Consider the following 20,973-nt stretch of genomic DNA (forward strand, 5'->3'; position numbering starts at 1 on the left):
ACTCCTGACAGGAACGCCCGCATGACGACTGACCCCTTGCCAGCCAACCATCCCCCTGTGCCCTCACCCAAGATCGGGGTGCTGGTCGCAAACCTCGGCACGCCGGATGGGTATGACTATTGGTCGATGCGGCGCTATTTGAACGAATTTCTGTCGGACCAGCGGGTGATCGACTACCCAGCGTGGAAGTGGCAGCCGCTTTTGCAAACCATCATCCTGACGAAGCGGCCATTTAGCTCGGGCGCGGCCTATAAAAGCATCTGGAATGAAGAGGCGGGCGAAAGCCCCCTGATGACAATCACCAAAGCGCAGACCGAGGCGCTGCGCGCGGAATTGACCAAAAAACACGGCGAAACCGTCATGGTCGATTTCTGTATGCGCTACGGAAATCCATCAACGAAATCCAAAGTTGACGCGATGGTTGCGGCAGGCTGCACGAAAATACTGTTTTTTCCGCTTTACCCGCAATACGCGGGCGCGACGACAGCGACGGCCAACGATTCCTTCTTCAAGGCGCTTGGTGACTTGCCTTGGCAACCGGCGATCCGCACCGTTCCCGCCTATTTCGATGATACGGATTACATCGATGCCTTGGCCCAATCGGTCGAACGCGCCTATGCCGGAATGGACACCCGCCCGGACCACCTGATCGCCTCCTATCACGGGATGCCGGAACGGTATCTGATGCAGGGTGATCCTTATCACTGCCAGTGCCAGAAAACCTCCCGCCTGCTGAAAGAACGGCTAGGTTGGGCGGACGATGAAATCGTGACCACGTTCCAATCCCGGTTCGGGCCGGAAGAATGGCTGAAGCCCTACACGGTCGAAGAGGTCGCGCGGCTTGCCAAGGACGGCAAGCGAAATATCGCGGTGATCGCCCCGGCGTTTTCAGCCGACTGCATTGAAACGCTTGAGGAAATCAACGAGGAAATAAAAGACGCATTTGTCGAGGCCGGCGGCGAAACCTTCACCTATATCCCGTGCCTGAACGACGACGCGGCGCATATCGCGGCGCTGGCCGGGATCGTCACGAAAAATCTGCAAGGGTGGATCGACTAAACCCGCGATCCGAAGGGCAGACACGAAAAAAGGCGGCGCACTCGCACCGCCCTTTCCCGTATTAAACCTGTGCCGGTTCTTAGCTGGATGCAGCAGCAGCCAGAAGAACAACCAGCAGCAGCGGGATCAGGATGCCGCCGTTCGAGGAAGAGGTTTGCTCTTCAACGATGATTTCCGGTTCCATTACCGGCTCTGCCATGTTGCCTGCGAAAGCAGTGGAAGCAGCAGCCGAAAGTGCAGCAGCGAGTACGAGTTTCTTCATGTTATCCTCCAGTAAACATCCGCAGACACAATTGTTGCGCCAACGGACACACAAGACTGTATTTCGTAGTTTTTCTATAACCAGCAAAACTTGGCTAATGCAATTGTCTCCGCACAGTTAAGCCGCTGACTTAGTGTAAATGTCGTCAAATAAGCAACACTTGTGTGCCAACCCTCGCAAGCGCGAACAGTTCTGCAATGTGCTGATTGTAAAGACCAATGCAGCCATTCGATGATCTGCGCCCGATTTTGCGTGTGTCGTGGGTGCCGTGAATCCGGTAATACGTCCAACCAAGGTAAAGCGCGTGGGTGCCAAGCGGATTGTCCGGCCCCGGCGGCACATAGTCGGGCCATTCCGGGTTACGCCGCTTCATCGACGGTGTCGGGCGCCAATCCGGGCCTTCGACCTTGCGCACGACCGAGGTGCGGCCACGGCGGGTCAGTTCCTCAGACAGCGGCACAGAGGTCGGATAGAGCTTGTAGGTCGACCCGTCCTCACTCCAATAATGGGCGGCACGGGATGTCGTATCGACCAAAATCGCGCCTTTGCGGAGCGTCTGGAAATAGGGCTGCCAACGCAAAGAGCGGAAGCTTGAGATATTGCGCCGTGTCGTCGAGGTGATATCGCTCTCAATCTCAACAGTGGCCCCGGTCGATTGCGCCAATGCCGGCGAAGCAAGCACACCGACAGAAGCGACGGTGGTACTTAGAAAGCGCCGCCGGTTCAGGCCGCGTTTGGTGTCTGCACTCATCTTTTCACTCCAGTTCCGGTCAAACGATGCTTCAACCGCTATTTTATGGCCCGAAAGTCGCAGTCGCAACTCAAACAACCGTCAGATTCGTTGCTCCTTAATATGTGGGTTTGAACTGGAACGCGCAAACGGCTAGACCAAGCCAACTGCTAATCATGGGGTGGCACGTACAAATGACTCGTTTTTTTGGCCTGATTCTTGTTGTTGTTCTGGGGCTTGCAGGGTGTGCTGACCCCGGTCCACGGCTTGGCCCCGATGGCCGCCCATTGCCGCAAGCCTACCGGATCGGCAATGCCTCCAAGGTGCAATTCCGTATGCTTGATTCGGTCAACGCCCTGCGCCGCGCGGCTGGCGTCGGCGAAGTTCAGCTTAATAGCGAACTGAACGCAGCGGCGGCAACACATTCCCGCGACATGGCGGTTCAGAACCGTCCGTGGCACTTCGGCTCTGACGGCTCCTCCCCTCTCGATCGGGTTGCGCGGGTCGGCTATCGCGGTGTGATGCTGGGCGAAAATATTTCGGAAACCTACGAGACAGAGCTTGAGACACTGGCCGCTTGGATGGAAAAATCCGACACCCGCGACGTGATCCTTGCGCCCGGAGCCAGCAACATGGGCTTTTCCTGGCATCAGGAATCAAACGGCAAGATCTGGTGGACGCTGATTATGGGTGGGGCGCAATCGACCGCCTCAGCCCTGCCCGGCAGCTAGGGGTAAAGCGAGATCGGCGTCCCGGTCCGCACCATCGAATAGATATCTTCCATCTCGCGGTTGCTGACCGAAATGCAACCCCATGTCCAATCGGCACCGCGCCGGTCCTGACGGCGGCGCGCGCCGTGGATGAAGATGTCACCGCCGGGGGACTTCCCCAGCTCCTTTGCAGCGGCGCGATCCGCGTCGTTCGGATAAGACAGGCCCAGCGACAGATGGAACGAACTTTCCGGATTCCGGCGGTCGATGAAATATTCACCCTCGGGCGTTTTCCCGTCGCCTTCGACCTGCTTGTGCCCGACGGGGGCAAAGCCAAGGTCGATGTCATACGCCTTAAGCACCTGATCGTTGTGCAGCAAATACATGCGCCGACGCTCCTTATAAACAAGGATGCGCGTCACTTCCGGCCCGTTATACCTTTTGAACTTGGAGGAGCAGGCCCCCAGCACCGTCAGCGCTGCCAGACCTTTCAAAAAAGTCGCTCGATTCATCTGCCCTTTACCCCTTCGGAGGTTTTCTTTTGCGGCAAGTTACAGCATCCGGCAGGTCTTGCACAGTTGAATGATCGCGCCTGATCCTCACACAAATGTGAGCGCGCTATCGGCGCTTCACCTCAACCTTGCGGGAAAACCGCACGGCAAGTTCGACATGCGGCGACCAGCGGAATTGATCTACGATGTCGATCCAATCAAGGGCAAACCCGCCGTCGATCAGGATCTTGGCATCGCGCGCGAATGTCACAGGATTGCACGAAACCATCGCGACAACCGGAACATAGGACGCGACCAGTTCGCGCGATTGCGCCTCGGCCCCGGCGCGGGGCGGGTCGATGATTATTGCGTCGTAAGCGCGGAATTCGTCTGACATCAGTGGACGGCGGAACAGATCACGCGTTTCGGTCGTGACGGTTTTCAGACCGATCGCGTGGCGCCAGCCCTTGTCGAGCGCTGAGAGCATATCGCCCTCTCCCTCAACCGCGTGCACGTCCGCCTTCGTCGCGACGGGGAGCGTGAATGTCCCGCAGCCGGCGAACAAGTCCACGACGTGTTTTTGACCCGAAACAGCCTCTAACACAGCGGAACAGAGCGTGGATTCACCATCCGGCGTTGCCTGAAGAAAAGCACCCGGCGGCGGCGTGACGGGGGCATTGCCAAAGCTCTGAACCGGGGCGGCGCGTTGCGCGATCAACTCATCCTCCCACGTTAGGCGGGCAAGCCCGTGTTTCCCGGCAATCTGGGCAAGTTCGGCGCGTAGGGCCACATCGGTCGGCTTGCCACCCAGCGCAACGACATCCAGCCCGGCGCTGCTTTGGGTGACGGTAAAACTTATTTCGCCCTTTCGCGATCCACCGGCGACCGTCAGCGCCTCAAGCGCGGGGATCGCTGCAATCAGCTCCGGCTGCAGCAACTGACAGCCCGGAATTTCAATAATCGTGTCAGACGCCCGCGCATGAAAGCCGACCAGCGCGCCTTTCTTCGTGCGTCGCGCGGACAGGGTCGCCCGGCGGCGTGACTGGGGAGGAGAGGTGTGGATACCCCGGATGGGCGCGGCAATGCCCTGCGCGGCCAGCGCCGTTTCAACAACCTGCCGTTTCCATGCCTCAACAAACGGGTCCGAGGCGTGCTGCAACGAACACCCGCCGCAGGATTTCGCGTGGCGGCACGGCGGCGCGACCCGCTCGGATGATGGTTTGACGATCTTCGGCGCGGCGATGCGGCCCTCAACGATATCGCCCTCAACCACCTCACCCGGCAGCGTTCCGGGAACAAAGATCGGCCCCGCGGCGATCCCGTCCCCTTGGTGGCCAAGGCGTTCAATCGTCACTTCGGTCATTCCGCGGCCTCTTCGATGCCGATAAAGCCACCGGATTGCCGATCCCAATACCGCGCATATAGCCCGCCTTTGCGCAGCAATTCGCTATGTGTCCCGACCTCGGCCACCTCACCTGAGTTCAGCACGACGATCCGGTCCATCCGCGCGATGGTCGACAGGCGGTGCGCGATGGCAAGGACGGTTTTGCCCTCCATCACGCCCTCAAGCGAATCCTGAATCGCGGCCTCAACCTCGCTGTCGAGCGCGCTTGTCGCCTCATCCAGCACGAGGATCGGTGCGTCTTTCAGGATCGTTCGCGTCAGGGCAATCCGCTGGCGCTGTCCGCCGGACAATTTCACTCCGCGTTCGCCAAGATATGCATCATAGCCGGTGCGCCCGGCGTAGTCTTGCAGATCGAGGATAAACGCATGCGCCTCGGCGCGTTTGGCGGCGGCGACAATCTCCTCCTCGCTCGCGTCGGGGCGACCGTAAAGGATATTGGCGCGGGCGGAGCGGTTGAACATTGCAGTGTCCTGCGTGACCATCCCGATTTCGGCGCGCAGGCTTTCCTGCGTCACGCCACGCACATCCTGCCCGTCGATCAAAACCGCGCCTTTTTCGGTGTCATAGAGCCTGAGCAGCAGCGCGACCAAGGTCGATTTCCCCGCCCCCGACGCCCCGACAATGCCAAGCTTTTCGCCCGGCGCGACGGTCAGGTCGACGCCTTCAATCCCACCTTCCTCGCGCCCATAGGAAAACGTGACGTTGTCAAACCGGATCTCTCCGGTCGGCACCTCAAGCTTTTTTGCGTCTGCCGTATCGGTCAACCCATGGGCGGGCGTCAGGGTCCGCATTCCATCCTCGACCTCACCGATATTCGCGTAGATCGCCATCAGGACAAAGCTGACCCAGCCGGTCATCTGCGCGATGCGGATCGACACGGCACCGGTTGCCGCGATGTCACCCGCGCTGACCTGACCCAAGGACCACAGCCAAAGCGCACCGCCGACAAGGATCACCGGCAGCGCCCCGGCGAGCGCCATCAGCGAAAACCGGAATGCCGTCGCAAGGTGGCCGAAATCCACCGCCGTTTCGCGCCAATGGGCCATGGCGCCCAGCGCCGCCTGGTCTTCGTGCGCGTGGTGAGCGAACAGTTTGACGGTTTTGATATTCGTCACCGTATCGACAATCTGCCCGGTCAGGTTCGCCCGCGCCCCGGCCCGTTTCGCGGACCGCACCCGAATGCGCGGCATAAACCAGCGGATCAGCGCAAGATAACCCACAACCCAAATCGCAAGCGCCAGCGCGACCCGCCAGTCGATCGTCGTCAACAGCAAGGCCGACCCGACCAGCGAAGCCAGCGCGAAGGCCACCGCGTTAATCGATTCAATCACGATATCCGTGACAGCGCGCGAGGTTTGCATCTGCTTCTGCGCAATGCGCCCGGCGAAGTCGTTGTCGAAGAAGCTGACATCGTGGCCAAGCGTGTAACGGTTCAGGCGCGACAGAACCAAAGGCGTGATATTCGGCCCCACGGCAAGCGATTGCATCGCCGCAGACGCGCCAAAGACGGCAGGCCGCAGGATCACGAAGAACGCGGCGACCCCAAGCAGCGTCAACCACGCTTCGCTGATAAACTCCGGCCCCATTTCAACCGCGCCGTCGATCACGAGGCCCAGCAGGTAGGCAGTCATCACCTCAAGCGACCCGGCAAGCGCGGACACCGTCGCCGCAAGGATCAGGATCGGAAACGCGCCGCGCAGGCACCACGCCAGAAACCGGCCAAGCGTGCGCGGTGGCGGACCGTCCGCCGGCTGAAACCCGTTTATCAGAGACGCTATTGTCACTCTGCCGCTTCCTGATCCGTGCCGATGAACCCACCGGATTGCCGGTTCCAGAACCGGGCGTAAAGGCCATCTTCGGCTAGCAATTCGGCATGGCTTCCGTCTTCGATGATCTGCCCGTCTTCCAGCACCAAAATGCGGTCCATATGCGCGATGGTGGACAGGCGGTGGGCGATGGCGACGACCGTCTTGCCCTCCATCATTCCATAAAGCGTGTCTTGAATCGCCGCCTCAACCTCGCTGTCGAGCGCGCTTGTCGCCTCATCCAACAACAGGATCGGCGCATCCTTCAGGATCACGCGGGCAAGCGCGACGCGCTGGCGCTGTCCGCCGGACAGTTTGACACCACGCTCGCCAACATGCGCCTCATACCCCTGCCGCCCCTCGGGGTCTTCAAGGTCGAGGATGAACTCATGCGCCTCGGCGCGTTTGGCGGCCTCGATCATCTCAGCCTCGGACGCATCCGGGCGACCGTAAAGGATGTTATCCCGCACCGACCGATGCAGGAGGGAACTATCCTGCTGCACCATACCAATCGCGTGCCGCAAGCTGTCTTGGGACACGTGCGAGATATCCTGCCCATCGATCAATACCTGCCCGCGATCCGCGTCGTAAAACCGCAAAAGCAGCTTGACGAGCGTCGTTTTCCCCGCCCCGGACCGCCCGACAAGCCCAACTTTCTGACCGGCCGGGATCGTCAGGTTGATATCGGACAGCCCGCCGCTTTCCCGACCGTAGTGATGGGTCAGACCGCGCAGTTCAATCGCGCCGGATGTCAGATCAAGCGCTTTCGCATCCGGCGCGTCAATCAGTGTGATCGGCTGGGCAATCGTCTCCATCCCCTCGGACACGATGCCGAGGTTGCGGAAAAACCCGGACAGCGCCCACATGATCCACCCGGTCATCGCGTTCAGCCGCAGTGTCAGGGCCGTTGCCGCCGCCACCACCCCAACACTCGCCGCGTCGTTCATCCACAGCGCAATCGCCCAACCGACAACGCCGACGATCAGGATGCCGTTCAGAACGACCAGCGTAACATCCATGATCGTGAAAATCCGCATCTCTGCCTGGAAGGTCCGGCGGGCATTCTCGATGGCATCCTTGGCGTAGTTCACTTCGGTGTCGTAATGCGCGAACAGCTTGACGGAATGGATGTTGGTGTAGCTGTCAACGACCCGGCCCGTGACCTGACTGCGGGCGTCCGATGCCGCCTTTGATGCGGGCCCGACGCGGCGCATCGTCCACCGGACAAGCATTCCGTAAAGCACCAGCCAGATCAGCAGCGGCAGAACCAATCGCGGATCGGCATCGATTAACAGGATCGACGCGCCGACGATATAGGCAAGCGCGAAAGTGATGGCATCGAACACCTCAAACACAGCCTCTCCGGCGGCGGGGGGCGTCTGCATGATCCGGTTCGCGATGCGTCCGGCAAAGTCGTTTTCAAACCAGCCAACGGACTGCCGCAAGACGTGCTTATGCGCGCGCCACCGGATGATCGTGCCAAAATTCGGCAGGATGGAGTTATTCAGCAGCGCGACATCCACCGCCTGAACAATCGGGCGCAGCACCAGAATGAACAGCGCAACGCCGATCAGTTCGACCGCGTGGTCCTGCGCGATCTCTGCCGGGGTGTTCGTCGACAGCAGGTCAACGATCCGGCCCATATAGGCGATCAGCGCAACCTCAACCACTGCAACGACAACCGAGGTTATCCCCGCCGCCCAGAAGACCTTGCGAAACGGTGCAGCAAAGCCACGCAGAAACGGCCAGAGCTTTTGCGGCGGCGCGTCTTTCTCCGGGTATGCCACGTAGGGGTCGACCAGACGTTCAAAGAAGCTCAGCACAACAAGTGCCTTTCCATGAGTCATGATGCGGGTGGTTGCAGACGCCCAAAGGAACACCAAGACGGCCCCGATCGCAAGGCCGGAAAACCCGCAGTGGCAAGGTCAGGCCAACAGGTCGGATTTGCTGAGGGTAAAGCCGGAGTCGATCCAGCGTGCCTCAAGCATCCGCAGACGTTCCCCCAAGGCGGGGCCGGAGTAGTCGGGCATCAGGTCTGCGGCTGAGATTGGGAAGGTCGCTCTCGCGCCTCGGGAGACGTCTTGCACGGTATTGTCGGGCAACGGTTGTTCCAACAGTGCCGCGCGCAACAGCAGTGCGTCCATCGCCGAAGTGTGGCCGATCCGATAGCCGAGCTCCGCTGCTGATGCGCCGTCCGTTGCGGCATCGCGCAGCAAGGTCCGTTTCCGAGCGTCGGCTTTTGACAAGCGAAGCGCGGCATCCACATCTTCGCCGCCAAGCGCCGCCAAGCGGCGGATCGGGTTAGGGGCGATACCCTGTGCGCCCTCAAGATGGATCAAAACCGGCAGCGCACGGGCATCCGCGCCGGGCAGGATCGTCGTCAAAACCCCCGATTGCGCCATTACGGCAACTGACGGCGCAGGGTCCGGCGCGGCGAGGAGTTTCAACATCTCTGCACCGACGCGTTCTTTCGAAAGCGTCTCTAACCCGCCCAAATTCGCCGCGCAGGCCGCGAGGCCCTCGGGGTCGATCCCCTGCGAAACGTCGCCATACCAAGCATGAAACCTGAAGAATCTGAGGATGCGGAGGTAGTCTTCGCGGATGCGCGCGCCCGCATCGTCGATGAACCGCACCCGGCGGGCGGTGAGGTCCGGCAGGCCGCCAAGCGGATCAATGATCTGGCCTTCGGCATCGGCATAAAGCGCGTTCATGGTGAAATCGCGACGGCGGGCATCCTCCTCCACGCTTTTGGAATAGGCCACGATCGCGCGGCGACCGTCGGTTTCAACATCTTTTCGGAACGTCGTGACCTCATGCGGGATGCTGTCGGCGACCACCGTGACCGTTCCGTGGTCGATTCCCGTCGGAACGGCGCGCAGGCCTGCGCCCTCGGTCAGTTCGATAACCGTTTCGGGCTTTGCATCCGTCGCGATATCCACATCGGCCACGGCAACGCCAAGCAGATCGTTCCGCACACAACCGCCAACGAAATAGGCCGCGTGACCCGCACCGGTCAGCATCCGCATGACCGATTGCGTGTTGGGCTGCTTTAGCCACTCTCCGCTGATCCGGGTCATGCCTGCATCCGTTCCGCAAGGGCGCGCAGAATACGCGCGGTAGCGCCCCAGATGTAATAGGGGCCGTATGGCACGATGTAATAGTAGCGCCGTTGTCCCCGCCACCGCCGATATTCCACCGCGTATTTCGTGGTAGCGAGCACATGCGCCAGCGGGACAGAGAAGACCTCTTCGACCTCGCCACGCTCAGGAATCGGGTCAAAATCATCTCTGATAAAGGCCAAAACGGGCGTGACGGTGAACCCAGTCACTGTCTCATGGGAGGGAAGACAGCCGAGGATATCGACGTTATCCGGCGACAAACCCACCTCTTCCGACGCTTCCCGCAATGCCGCGGCAACAACGTCGGCGTCCGTCGGATCGACCTTACCGCCAGGAAATGCGATCTGCCCCGGATGGTGCTTCAGCCCCGATGCACGTTTGGTCAGCAGAACGCTCGGCTCTGTGCCCGGCTTGATCGCGATCAGCACGCCAGCGTCGCGCAGCTTCCTATCCTCTGGCAGCACGACATCCGGGTTCAGGTCAAAATCCGACGATCCGGCACCCTCACCGCCCAGCGCGGTAAGCAAGCGGTTGCGCAGATCAGTCATCGGTCCCGGCTTCGAATCCAACCGTCGCGGGGTCGAGCACGTAATGCGCGCCGCAGAACTGGCAATCGGCGGTCACGGTGCCTTCGTCCGTCGTCATATGCGCGATATCTTTGGCGGAATAGATCGACAGGCTTTCGCGCACGCGCTGTTCGGAACAGGTGCAGCCGAAGGTGACGGATTGCGGATCAAAAACGCGGGGCGTTTCTTCGTGGAACAGGCGCACCAGCAGGTCTGTCGGGTGGACCGAGGGGCCGATCAGCTCCATATCCTCAACGGAATCGAGCAGGATATTGGCGCGGTTCCAGTTTTCCGCCGCGTCGTCGGACAGCAGGTCATCGGCAGTCAGAACGCCATCCTCACCGCTGCCGCCTTCGCCGGTTGCGTGGGGCGAGGCCTTCGGCATCGCCTGAAGCATCACACCCCCGGCCCGCCAGCTTTCAGGTCCACCGGCAAGCGTTGAACGGCCAAAGGTGAGTTCAAACCGCGTCGGCAATTGTTCGGACTGGGCGAAATAGGTTTCCGCACAGCTTGCCAGCGATCCGCCAGCAATCGGGGTAATGCCCTGATAGGGCACCATGCCTTCGCCTTGGTCGATCAGAATCGCGAAATAGCCGGACCCAATCAGGTCGTAAGGCGTGACGGATGGATCGATCCGCTCCTCATCAAAGCTGGCATAGGCGCGGATGCGGGCAGGCTCCCCAACGGCGGTTGGGCCGTAATAATCGGTCGCGATCAGCCGTGCCGGCCCATCGCCACGCACTTGCAGCGACAGCTTCCAGCGCAGCTTGATCGTCTGGCCGATCAGCGCGGTCAGCAATGCCATTTCGGCCACCAGCGCTTCGATCTGCGGCGGGTAGTCGTGCTGCGCCAAAACATTGTCGAGCACGCCATCCAGCCGCGCGACCCGTCCCCGAATATCGGAGCGGTCAAGCTGGAACGGCAGAACGGTATCGTCCCACGCGATCTGTGTGCTGAGTGTCATGGGGTTTCCTTAGGTGTTTGGGCTTGGCATACCGCGACTATAAAGGCGGAGCAACCGCACGAAACAAGAGGGCGCGGATGATCAGACGATTCGGAGAGGCGGTGCGGCACGACATTCGCTATGCCAGACGCCCCGGTGCCTACGCCCTGCTGCCGCTCGGCACGCGCCTGTTGGTGACGTTGCAGGATGAACCGCAGCCCGAAATTCAACTGCCCGGCGGTGGCATTGATCCCGGTGAGTCGCCTGTTACCGCGCTTCACCGCGAGGTGATGGAGGAAACCGGCTGGCGCATCGCGGCACCCCGTCATTTCGGCACGTTCCGGCGGTTCGTCTACATGCCGGAATACGATCTATGGGCCGAAAAGCTTTGCCAGATTTATATCGCCCGCCCGGTTCGGCGTCTTGGCCCACCCACTGAAAACGGGCACAGCGCCCATTGGATACCGGTCGAGGCTGCGGCGGATTTGCTCGCCAATCCGGGGGATCGACATTTTGCAACGATGCTTTTCCAGCAGATCAGTCGGGACCGCTGAACTCGACCAGAATCGCCGAGACATCATCGGGGAAATCCTGCGTTCCGCATTTCGCCGCAAGCTCCCATATCACCGACTCAAGCAGCGGTTCGCCTGCGGCATCCGCCCGCACGCGAAGCATGTCGCGCAGTCCTGCGTCGTCTAACATCTCCCCCTCCGCCACCGGACATTCGGTGATGCCGTCGGACGGAACAAAGATGCGATCGCCGGGTGAAAGGGTCACGCTGAATTCCTCATACTGCGCACCTGCGATCAGGCCGACGGGCATCCCGCCCGGCCCAACACTATCGACCGCCCCGTCGAGGCGCTGAACCACGGGATAGGGGTGGCCTGCTTGCGTGATGCGGACAGTGCCCGAACCCAAATCAATGTGACCCAATATCAGCGTAAAGTAGTGTTCTGTGTCCATCTCCTCCAACACCAGCGCGTTGAGATGCGCGACCGCGTCAGAGGTTTTGCGCGGCCTGAAACCGCCGCCCTCGTCCCCCTCAAGCGCCACGTTCTGTTCGGGGGACGCACCTGACAAATACCCGGCCAGCCGCGCCGTCATCAGCGCCGAAGTAATCCCGTGCCCCGACACGTCGATGCCGAAAAACCCCACGTGCCCGTCATTGATCGGAAACATCCCAACCAGATCACCCCCCACATGCCCGCTGGGCCGCAGGACCAGCGACAGTTGCGCGGTTCCGAAATCCTTGAACCGTTCCCGCACCAGCGATTGCTGCAGTTTTTTCGCCTCGATCAGATCGCGATCAATCGTGTCGTAAAGCGTGCGCAGCTCGGCGAGCGTCGAACTCACCAGCCGGTTCTGCCGGGTCAGCTCCCGCTCCATCGCCAGAATACGCTCACCCGCGGCCATGCGCGATCGAAGCTCACTCGCGTTCACCGGTTTGATCAGAAAATCATCGGCCCCCATGTCGAGGCCATGCGCGACCTCCCCCTTCTCGCTTTTTGAGGTGAGCAGGATGAAATAGCAGTATCCGCCGCGATCAAGCTGCCGAAAGGCTTGGCAGAAATCGAGGCCATTCATCCCCGGCATCATCCAATCGCTGATAATCAGATCGAGCGTATCGGCCTTGCAAATCTCCAACGCCTCGGCGCCCGATGCGGCCTCTAGAACCCGGTAGCCCCAGCGTTTCAGCAAGGCCGACAGAATCTTTCGCTGCACACGGCTGTCATCGACGACCAGAACAGAGCGTTCCGGCCGCATGTCAGGTGTTTCGTCATTGTCCGCCGGTGTCGGCCCGGCATCTACGGAGGCCGCCATCCCTGGTCCTATCGCGTTCGATCCCACCCCGATCTAGCCCGCAATCGTTTAACAGCCGGTGAAGCCTAAAATGCGCGGCGCTTCTCTGGCCACACTTACCAACCGTTAACACTCTCATCGCTAGGGTCAGCATCGGGGGCGTTTATTGGTGTTGGAGTTTGAGTTGATTAGTTGGGATAGGGTCGCCGACCTGAGGTCGGAAGTTGGCGAAGATGATTTTAGCGAAGTTGTTGAGGTGTTTCTGGAAGAGGTCGATGAAACCGTCGCCCGCCTGAAACGCCTGCCAGACATGGCGCAGCTAGAGGATGACATGCATTTCTTGAAGGGAAGCGCGCTGAACCTTGGCTTCAAGGCGATGACGGCTGTGTGCGAAGATGGCGAACGCGCGGCAGCGGGCGGGCGGCCTGATCTTGTCGACCTTCGAAAGCTTGTCGAAGTCTACGAAGCATCGCGCGTTGAATTCCTGAAACACAGGGACACCGCGCATAGCTGACAGGCTGGCGCGGGCGCTTGCCCTTCTTAGCGAAACAAGTTAATCGCCGAGCGATTGTTTTCATGCAGGAGCCCGCCGATGTCCGCGCCCAAAAAAGTTGTCCTGGCCTATTCCGGCGGACTGGATACGTCGATCATTCTGAAATGGCTTCAAACCGAATACGGGTGCGAGGTCGTGACGTTCACCGCCGACCTGGGCCAGGGCGAAGAACTTGACCCCGCGCGCAAGAAAGCCGAACTGCTGGGGATCGCGCCGGACAACATCTATATCGAAGACCTGCGCGAAGAATTCGTGCGTGATTTCGTCTTTCCGATGTTCCGCGCCAATGCGGTTTACGAAGGGCTTTACCTGCTTGGCACGTCAATCGCGCGGCCCTTGATTTCCAAGCGGCTGATCGAAATTGCCGAGGCCACCGGCGCGGATGCCGTTGCGCATGGCGCGACCGGCAAGGGCAACGATCAGGTGCGGTTCGAACTCGCCGCTTATGCGCTGAACCCCGACATCAAGGTGATCGCGCCATGGCGGGAATGGGATTTGACCAGCCGCACCAAGCTGATTGATTTTGCCGAACAGAACCAGATTCCGATCGCCAAAGACAAGCGCGGCGAAGCGCCGTTCAGCGTGGATGCCAACCTGCTGCATACATCCTCCGAGGGCAAAGTGCTGGAAGATCCGGCGATTGACGCGCCCGACTATGTCTACCAAAGGACCGTGCACCCGGAAGATGCCCCGAGCGAGCCTGAATTCATCGAAATCGGCTTTGAGAAGGGCGATGCGGTTTCGATCAACGGCGCAGCAATGTCCCCGGCTGAGATCCTGACAAAGCTCAACGAACTTGGCGGCAAACACGGCTGCGGACGTCTGGACCTTGTCGAAGGGCGCTTCGTTGGCATGAAATCCCGCGGCATTTACGAAACCCCCGGCGGCACCCTGCTGCTTGAGGCGCATCGCGGCATTGAATCGATCACGATGGATCGCGGCGCGATGCACCTGAAGGATGAGCTGATGCCGAAATACGCGGAGCTGATCTATAACGGGTTTTGGTTCAGCCCGGAGCGTGAAATGCTGCAGGCGGCCATCGATCACAGCCAGCAACACGTCACCGGAACCGTGCGCCTGAAGCTTTACAAAGGCTCCGCACGGACGGTCGGACGGTGGTCGGATCACTCGCTTTATTCCGAAGAGCACGTCACGTTTGAGGATGACGCAGGCGCCTACGATCAGAAGGACGCAGCGGGCTTTATCAAGCTAAATGCCCTGCGTTTGAGACTGATCGCGATGCGGAATCGTCGGTTGAAGTGATGGAGGCGCGCCCGGTCGAACGGAAAGATTTGCGGGCGCTCTTTCAACTCAACGTGGCTAAGGATCGGCGACACCTGATCGCAGGCACCGAATACACAATCGCCGAAGCCGCCTATGATCGCGGCGCCTATGTCTGGGGGTTGTGGGATGGCGAAACCGCTGTTGGGTTGCTTGGAATGGTGCATCCCGGTCAGGCGGAAGAAGCCGACGATTGCTGCTTAAACGACGCGGCGCATGTCTGGCGGTTGCTGATTGATACCAGACATCAGGGCAAAGGATACGGCCGCGCGGCGCTGGCGTTTGCCGAGCAACAGGCGCGGGATTGGGGCTTTACGCGGATCAACCTGACATCGGTTGACGGGCCGGGAAGCGCGGTAAAATACTATGAAAATCAGGGCTATCGACGCACCGGGCGTATCGCCTATGACGAGGTTGAATTGATCCGCGACCTATAGGGCAAGCGCCTGTAGCGTCTTGTAATGCGGCATCGCCTGATCGACGATTTCGGTATAGGCGCCATCGAGTTCCGGCAGCGGCCCCTCGGCCCCGGCGAAGCCGGTGGAGCGGTGAACTGCGCCATACCAATGGGCGGCCCAGACTCCGTCGTCAGCATGGCCCCCGGCGGGCCAGTGCAGCATGGCGGGATCGAAGGGCAAGCCGATCGCGTCGCAGAGCTTTCGCAGCATCGCCTCGGGATTTTCGCGGATGTCGTGACTGTCAATCACAACGGGTCTGCCACCGCGAGCGGTGATTTCGTCATATAATTCAGTCTGTTGCCAGAATCCTATATCATCAAAGCTCGGCGCTTCGCGTTTCGCGGCGTAGCTTGCGACAACGCGGGCAGGATGGCGGATGAGAAAGACGTTCGTGACATCGGTCAACCAGCCGCGATCCACCCCATCGACCATATGCTGCGCCATGTGTTTTTGGTAGAAATGCGGCTTTCCGGCTGGATTAGAGCCTGTTATCTGGCGAATAACCTCTGCAGGATCGGCGGGTTGGGAGGCCAGGATTTCCTCGCGCATCGGGTGTTCAATCCCGGTTGCGGTGAGGTAGGCGGCGTAGAGCGGTTCATCCACCACGGAGCAATCCGGGCGGTTGCCAAAAGCATACATCATCGCGGTCGACAGGTTCCGGGGGCCGGACCACATGGCGATTTTCATGCAATTTTCCTCGTATGATTCACATATGATTCCTGTCGGACATGTGTCGGACTTTTGTGCACATCACCGCGCCAACGTTTCGGCCACGTGAGATTTGTAAAGCGCGCGGATGCGTTCGGTCATCGGCCCCATCTGCCCGGTCCCGATCACCCGACCGTCGATTTCGCCGACCGGAGTCTGCGCGCCGAACGTGCCGGTCAGGAATGCTTCATCCGCGCCGTAGGTATCGACGAGCGAATAGTTCCGTTCAAAAACCGGGATGCCGTCGGCGCGGCAGAGGTCGATCACCTTTTGCCGGGTGATGCCGTTCATGCAGTAATCGCCCGTACTGGTCCAAACCGCGCCCTTGCGGACGATGAAGAAGTTGCAGGCGTTGGTGGTGTTCACGAAGCCATTGATGTCAAGCATCAGCGCCTCGTCCGCGCCGGCCTTTTCGGCGGCGATGCAGGCGAGGATGCAGTTGAGCTTGGAATGGCTGTTCAGCTTCGGGTCCTGCGTCATCGGTAGCCCGCGCAGATGCGGCACGGTGGCCAGCCGGATCGGGCGCGGAATCTTCGGCATCGAATGTTCAACGATAATCACCATCGTCGGGCCGGAGCGGGACAACGACGGATGCTGAAACGGCTTCACCTTCACGCCCCGCGTCACCATCAGCCGGGCATGGGCGTCGGTTTCCATCCCGTTCGCGGTGCGGGTTGCCTCCAGCGCGTCGATCACGCCTTGCTGATCCATGCCGATATCAAGGTCGATCGCCTTCGCCGCCTCGAACAGCCTGTCCATGTGTTCGTCGAGAAACGCCCAGCGCCCGTCGTAAAGCCGCAGACCTTCCCACACACCGTCCCCCAGCATGAAGCCGCTGTCATAGACACTGACCGTCGCCTCGTGTTTCGGCAAGATCTTCCCGTCGACATAGATCAGGATGCTGTCGTTGCGGGCGTCTTCCTCCGCCTGGTGGGTGGTTACGTGTTCGGTCATCGGCTCCTCCTTCGGCGGACGTTAGTGCCGGTGCGGGCAGAGGCCAAGCGATAAAATACGCTCACCTTCGCGTGAGATCACGCAACTGCGTCTTGCCCGCGAATGGCCGCAAGGCGCAGTGTCGTGCCAACAGGAGAAAAACCATGACTGCATCGTTTAAAACACCGAAAATACTGGTTCTTTCATTGGCCATCATGCTGGGTCTTGCGCTGTCATGCAGCAACGCTCACGCCCAATCCGGCAACACGGCGGTGGTCGCCGGGGGCTGCTTTTGGTGTGTTGAGTCGGACTTTGAAAGCGTGCGTGGCGTGCGCGAAGCCGTATCAGGCTATACCGGCGGAACCGTCGCAAACCCGACCTACAAGCAGGTGACGCGCGGCGGCACCGGCCACTACGAGGCGGTGCAGATTCAGTTCAACCCCAATCAGGTGTCTTACGCGCAGCTGATGCAGCTTTTCTTCCGCTCGGTCGATCCGACGGATGCGGGCGGGCAGTTCTGCGACCGGGGCAGCAGCTATCGCACCGCGATTTTCTATGCGAATGAGTCCCAGCGCCAGGCGGCAGAGGCGGCAAAGGCCGAAGCGCAGCGGGCCTTGGGCCGTCAGATCGTCACGCCGATCCTGCCGCTTCAGACGTTCTACCCGGCGGAAGAGTATCATCAGGATTACTACCGTGGCCGCAGCCGGGTCGTGACCCGGTTCGGGATCAAGCGGCAGGCCGACGCCTACAAAGCCTATCGTCAAGCCTGCGGGCGCGACCAGCGTGTGCAGCAGCTTTGGGGCAATAACGCGCCGTTCATCGGCCACTGACACCCGGTTCATTTTTGCGATGCAGTCCGGCGCGATATAAGGCACAGTCCCGCGCAGACGGAGATTGAGTGAGAACGCATCGCAATGACCAAAAGCGCCACAAGCAACGTGACGCCGATGATGGCCCAATTCCTTGAAATCAAGGCAGAGCATAAGGATGCGCTGCTGTTCTACCGGATGGGCGACTTCTATGAGATGTTCTTTGACGATGCTGTCGCGGCGGCCGAGGCGTTGGATATCGCGCTGACGAAACGCGGCAAGCATCTGGGCGAAGACATTCCGATGTGTGGGGTTCCGGTGCACTCCGCCGAAGGGTATTTTCTGACGCTGATCCGCAAAGGGTTTCGCGTCGCGGTCTGCGAACAGCTTGAAGACCCGGCTGAGGCGAAAAAGCGCGGATCGAAATCCGTGGTGAAACGCGGCGTCGTGCGTCTGGTGACGCCGGGGACGCTGACCGAAGACAGCCTGTTGAACGCGCGGCGGCATAACTTTCTGGCGGCTTACGTCGAGGTGCGCGATGAAGGGGCGCTGGCCTGGACGGATATTTCCACGGGCGCGCTGCATGTGGCCGCCTGCCCACGCGTGCGGCTGGGGCCGGAGCTTGCGCGGCTCGCCCCGCAGGAATTGCTGATCCTTGAAGAGGATGAGGGCGATTACGCCGATTTAGTGACTGATCTGGGTGTCGCGCTGACCTCGCTGGCGCGGTCGGCGTTTGACAGCACTTCGGCGGAAAAGCGGCTGGCGGGGCTGTTCAATGTCGGATCGCTCGATGCTTATGGCCGCTTTGGCCGAGCGGAGCTGGGGGCGCTGGGCGCGATTGTCGAATATCTGGAGATTACGCAGAAGGGCAAACTGCCGCTGCTGCGTCCTCCGGTCAAGGAACGCGCCGAAAGCGTCATGCAGATTGACGCGGCGACCCGGCGTAACCTTGAACTGACACGAAGCTTATCGGGCGGGCGCGACGGGTCGCTTATCGCGGCGATTGATCGGACGGTGACGGCAGGCGGCGCGCGGCTGTTGGAGCGGCGACTGTCGGGGCCGTCGATGAACCTTGACTTGATCCGCGCACGGCAGGATGCGTTGGCATTTTGTGTCGAACATGCCGGATTGGCGGCGAAGCTGCGCGATGCGTTGCGCAAGACGCCGGATATGGACCGGGCGCTGTCGCGGCTGGCCATCGACCGGGCCGGGCCGCGCGATATGGCGGCAATCCGGGGTGGATTGGCGCAAGCGGCGGTGATTTCTGGGATGCTGTCGGGGTATGACGCGCCGGAGGTTATTTCGGAGGGGGGGGAGGCGCTGGTCGGCCATGATACGCTGCTGTCGCTGTTGGAGGGCGCGCTTGTGGCCGATCCGCCGCTGCTGGCGCGGGATGGCGGGTTTATCGCGCCGGGGTATGACGCCGATCTGGACGAGGCGCGGCGCTTGCGCGACGAAGGGCGCGGTGTGATTGCCGCGATGCAGACCGACTTTGCCGCGCAGACCGGGATTTCGTCGCTGAAGATCAAGCATAACAACGTGCTGGGCTATTTCATCGAAACCACAGCAACCCACGCGGCGAAAATGCTGTCCGAACCACTCTCACAGACCTTTATCCACCGCCAGACGACCGCCAATGCGGTCCGGTTCACCACGGTCGAATTGTCGGAGCTTGAGACGAAGATCCTGAACGCGGGCGGGCGGGCGTTGGAGATCGAAAAGCGGCTCTATTCCGCCCTGAAAGGCGAGATTCTGGATGAGGCCGACGCGATCAACGCCTGCGCCGCGGCGCTGGCGGAGATTGACCTGTCCGCCGCGCTGGCCGACCTTGCGGCGGGCGAAAACTGGTGCCGCCCGGTGGTCGATGACAGCCGCGTGTTCAAGGTGACGGCGGGACGGCATCCGGTCGTTGAAATCGCGCTGCGTAAACAGGCGGGCGGGCCGTTCATCGCCAACGATTGCGCCTTCGCGCCGGGTGAGGGGTCTTCGATCTGGCTGCTGACCGGTCCGAACATGGCCGGTAAATCGACCTTCCTGCGGCAGAACGCGCTGATCGCCCTTCTCGCCCAGATCGGCAGCTTTGTTCCGGCGGCACAGGCGCGGGTCGGGCTGGTGTCGCAATTGTTCAGCCGCGTCGGCGCGTCGGATGACCTGGCGCGGGGGCGGTCGACCTTCATGGTCGAGATGGTCGAAACCGCCGCGATTCTTAACCAGGCGGACGATCGGGCCTTCGTGATCCTTGATGAAATCGGGCGTGGGACGGCGACCTATGACGGGCTGTCAATTGCATGGGCGACGCTGGAACATCTGCACGATGTCAACAAATGCCGCGCGTTGTTCGCCACGCATTATCACGAGATGACGCAGCTTGCCGACAAGATGCCGGGCGTCGCCAACGCGACCGTTGCGGTGAAGGAATGGGAAGGCGACGTTATTTTCCTGCACGAAGTCAGGAAGGGCGCGGCGGATCGGTCTTATGGTGTGCAGGTCGCGCGGTTGGCCGGGTTGCCGGATGCGGTGGTTGAGCGGGCGCGGGTCGTGCTTGACACGCTGGAAAAGGGCGAACGCGAGGGCGGCAAGGCGCACAAGGCGCTGATCGACGATCTGCCGCTATTCTCTGCCGTGCCGCAAGCCGCTACGCCCGCCGAGAAACCCTCAGCCGCGCTGGAAAAACTTCAGTCCGTGGAGCCGGACGAGCTGTCGGCGAAAGCCGCGCTCGACCTGATCTACGAACTGAAAGAATTGTCCGAGAAGTCCTAGGATCAGCCCTTGGGCGTTGACGAAACGCCGACCTGCGCCGGGCGCAGCAGGCGGTCATGCAGCATGAACCCTTCGGCGGATACCTGGATGATGTCGCCGGCCTTGGTGTCGGGCACGGGCGCTTCGAACATCGCCTGGTGAAGCTGCGGATCGAACTTGTCGCCGACCTCGGGCGCGATGCGTTCGATGCCGTGCTTCTTGAAGACGTTCAGAAGCTCTTTCATCGTCAGCTCAATCCCTTCGAGCAGCGCAGCGTTTTCCTTGCGCTGCTCTTCGGTCACGGCCTCAAGCGCGCGTTTCATGTTGTCATAGACCGGCAGCATGTCGCGCGACAGCTTGGAGCCGCCGTACTGTTCAGCCTCGCGCCGGTCGCGTTCGCTGCGCTTGCGGGCGTTTTCCGCATCCGCCAGTGCGCGCATGAAGCGGTCTTTGTATTCGTCCCGCTCTGCGGTCACGGCAGCGAGCTCATCCTCTTCGGCCGCTTCTTCGGTGATGTCGATCTGCTCATCCTCGAACATCTCGGCTTCTGCCGCTTCGATATCGTCGAGGAATTCGTCTTTCTTCGCGTCCGCCATAACTCT

Annotated in this window: 21 protein-coding genes; 8 read left to right on the top strand and 13 right to left on the bottom strand. The window is 60.9% G+C overall.

The window, feature by feature from the left end; all coding sequences use genetic code 11:
* Window positions 1-21: 21 nt before the first annotated feature.
* Window positions 22-1,059, top strand: coding sequence for a ferrochelatase (gene hemH / locus ACEWPJ_RS00115; protein ID WP_416510124.1), 1,038 nt, complete (start codon window positions 22-24; stop codon window positions 1,057-1,059).
* Window positions 1,060-1,138: 79 nt separating this feature from the next.
* On the opposite strand, the gene ACEWPJ_RS00120 is transcribed toward hemH, so the two are convergent.
* Window positions 1,139-1,321: a hypothetical protein gene (locus ACEWPJ_RS00120; RefSeq protein WP_416510125.1), complete on the bottom strand. Its 183-nt coding sequence runs from the start codon at window positions 1,319-1,321 to the stop codon at window positions 1,139-1,141.
* Window positions 1,322-1,466: 145 nt separating this feature from the next.
* Window positions 1,467-2,072, bottom strand: coding sequence for a L,D-transpeptidase (locus ACEWPJ_RS00125; protein ID WP_416510126.1), 606 nt, complete (start codon window positions 2,070-2,072; stop codon window positions 1,467-1,469).
* Window positions 2,073-2,245: 173 nt separating this feature from the next.
* Here ACEWPJ_RS00125 and ACEWPJ_RS00130 point away from each other — a divergent pair, with 173 nt between their 5' ends.
* Window positions 2,246-2,782, top strand: a complete 537-nt coding sequence (locus ACEWPJ_RS00130; protein ID WP_416510127.1) for a CAP domain-containing protein — start codon at window positions 2,246-2,248, stop codon at window positions 2,780-2,782.
* On the opposite strand, the gene ACEWPJ_RS00135 is transcribed toward ACEWPJ_RS00130, so the two are convergent.
* The 7 genes from ACEWPJ_RS00135 to ACEWPJ_RS00165 form a co-directional block, all read right to left on the bottom strand.
* A complete protein-coding gene (locus ACEWPJ_RS00135) occupies window positions 2,779-3,273 on the bottom strand; it encodes a L,D-transpeptidase family protein (protein ID WP_416510128.1) in 495 nt (164 codons plus the stop codon). The genes ACEWPJ_RS00130 and ACEWPJ_RS00135 overlap by 4 nt on opposite strands.
* A gap of 106 nt (window positions 3,274-3,379) precedes the next feature.
* Window positions 3,380-4,615 carry a class I SAM-dependent RNA methyltransferase gene (locus ACEWPJ_RS00140; RefSeq protein ID WP_416510129.1) on the bottom strand — a complete coding sequence of 412 codons (1,236 nt, stop codon included), beginning with the start codon at window positions 4,613-4,615 and terminating at the stop codon, window positions 3,380-3,382.
* The gene (locus tag ACEWPJ_RS00145; protein ID WP_416510130.1) at window positions 4,612-6,441 is read right to left on the bottom strand and encodes an ABC transporter ATP-binding protein; all 1,830 of its coding nucleotides are present in this window, start codon (window positions 6,439-6,441) and stop codon (window positions 4,612-4,614) included. The genes ACEWPJ_RS00140 and ACEWPJ_RS00145 overlap by 4 nt, the downstream gene beginning before the upstream one ends.
* The gene (locus ACEWPJ_RS00150; RefSeq protein ID WP_416512972.1) at window positions 6,438-8,285 is read right to left on the bottom strand and encodes an ABC transporter ATP-binding protein; all 1,848 of its coding nucleotides are present in this window, start codon (window positions 8,283-8,285) and stop codon (window positions 6,438-6,440) included. The genes ACEWPJ_RS00145 and ACEWPJ_RS00150 overlap by 4 nt, the downstream gene beginning before the upstream one ends.
* A gap of 102 nt (window positions 8,286-8,387) precedes the next feature.
* Entirely contained in the window at window positions 8,388-9,539 is a 1,152-nt protein-coding gene (locus tag ACEWPJ_RS00155) for a CCA tRNA nucleotidyltransferase (protein ID WP_416510131.1), read from the bottom strand.
* Complete coding sequence (locus ACEWPJ_RS00160) at window positions 9,536-10,129, bottom strand: CoA pyrophosphatase (protein WP_416510132.1); 594 nt, start codon at window positions 10,127-10,129, stop codon at window positions 9,536-9,538. Before ACEWPJ_RS00160 ends, ACEWPJ_RS00155 begins: the two co-directional genes overlap by 4 nt.
* Window positions 10,122-11,111 carry an Hsp33 family molecular chaperone HslO gene (locus ACEWPJ_RS00165; protein WP_416510133.1) on the bottom strand — a complete coding sequence of 330 codons (990 nt, stop codon included), beginning with the start codon at window positions 11,109-11,111 and terminating at the stop codon, window positions 10,122-10,124. Before ACEWPJ_RS00165 ends, ACEWPJ_RS00160 begins: the two co-directional genes overlap by 8 nt.
* Window positions 11,112-11,188: 77 nt before the next feature.
* Here ACEWPJ_RS00165 and ACEWPJ_RS00170 point away from each other — a divergent pair, with 77 nt between their 5' ends.
* Window positions 11,189-11,644, top strand: coding sequence for an NUDIX hydrolase (locus tag ACEWPJ_RS00170; RefSeq protein ID WP_416510134.1), 456 nt, complete (start codon window positions 11,189-11,191; stop codon window positions 11,642-11,644).
* Here the strand turns inward: ACEWPJ_RS00170 and ACEWPJ_RS00175 are convergent.
* Entirely contained in the window at window positions 11,628-12,911 is a 1,284-nt protein-coding gene (locus ACEWPJ_RS00175) for a PP2C family protein-serine/threonine phosphatase (protein WP_416510135.1), read from the bottom strand. The two genes, ACEWPJ_RS00170 and ACEWPJ_RS00175, sit on opposite strands and share 17 nt — an antisense overlap.
* A 163-nt stretch (window positions 12,912-13,074) precedes the next feature.
* On the opposite strand from ACEWPJ_RS00175, the gene ACEWPJ_RS00180 reads away from it, so the two are divergent.
* The 3 genes from ACEWPJ_RS00180 (at window position 13,075) to ACEWPJ_RS00190 (ending at window position 15,161) form a co-directional block, all read left to right on the top strand.
* Window positions 13,075-13,404: an Hpt domain-containing protein gene (locus ACEWPJ_RS00180; RefSeq protein WP_416510136.1), complete on the top strand. Its 330-nt coding sequence runs from the start codon at window positions 13,075-13,077 to the stop codon at window positions 13,402-13,404.
* A 78-nt stretch (window positions 13,405-13,482) separates the two neighbouring features.
* Entirely contained in the window at window positions 13,483-14,706 is a 1,224-nt protein-coding gene (locus tag ACEWPJ_RS00185; protein WP_416510137.1) for an argininosuccinate synthase, read from the top strand.
* Complete coding sequence (locus tag ACEWPJ_RS00190; protein ID WP_416512973.1) at window positions 14,706-15,161, top strand: GNAT family N-acetyltransferase; 456 nt, start codon at window positions 14,706-14,708, stop codon at window positions 15,159-15,161. Before ACEWPJ_RS00185 ends, ACEWPJ_RS00190 begins: the two co-directional genes overlap by 1 nt.
* Here the strand turns inward: ACEWPJ_RS00190 and ACEWPJ_RS00195 are convergent.
* Window positions 15,156-15,869: an HAD family hydrolase gene (locus ACEWPJ_RS00195; protein ID WP_416510138.1), complete on the bottom strand. Its 714-nt coding sequence runs from the start codon at window positions 15,867-15,869 to the stop codon at window positions 15,156-15,158. The genes ACEWPJ_RS00190 and ACEWPJ_RS00195 overlap by 6 nt on opposite strands.
* A gap of 63 nt (window positions 15,870-15,932) precedes the next feature.
* Window positions 15,933-16,844 (bottom strand): D-amino acid aminotransferase, encoded by a 912-nt coding sequence (locus ACEWPJ_RS00200; RefSeq protein ID WP_416510139.1) that lies wholly within the window; start codon window positions 16,842-16,844, stop codon window positions 15,933-15,935.
* Between the two features lie 143 nt (window positions 16,845-16,987).
* On the opposite strand from ACEWPJ_RS00200, the gene msrA reads away from it, so the two are divergent.
* On the top strand, window positions 16,988-17,653 hold the full coding sequence (msrA, locus tag ACEWPJ_RS00205) for a peptide-methionine (S)-S-oxide reductase MsrA (RefSeq protein WP_416510140.1): 666 nt from the start codon (window positions 16,988-16,990) through the stop codon (window positions 17,651-17,653).
* An 84-nt stretch (window positions 17,654-17,737) separates the two neighbouring features.
* Window positions 17,738-20,392 carry a DNA mismatch repair protein MutS gene (gene mutS, locus ACEWPJ_RS00210; protein ID WP_416510141.1) on the top strand — a complete coding sequence of 885 codons (2,655 nt, stop codon included), beginning with the start codon at window positions 17,738-17,740 and terminating at the stop codon, window positions 20,390-20,392.
* Between the two features lie 2 nt (window positions 20,393-20,394).
* Here the strand turns inward: mutS and ACEWPJ_RS00215 are convergent, their stop codons facing one another.
* Window positions 20,395-20,967 (bottom strand): nucleotide exchange factor GrpE, encoded by a 573-nt coding sequence (locus ACEWPJ_RS00215; protein WP_416510142.1) that lies wholly within the window; start codon window positions 20,965-20,967, stop codon window positions 20,395-20,397.
* Window positions 20,968-20,973: the final 6 nt, after the last annotated feature.

Source organism: Aliiroseovarius sp. YM-037, from assembly GCF_048060095.1.
Lineage (GTDB): Bacteria > Pseudomonadota > Alphaproteobacteria > Rhodobacterales > Rhodobacteraceae > JBLUOA01.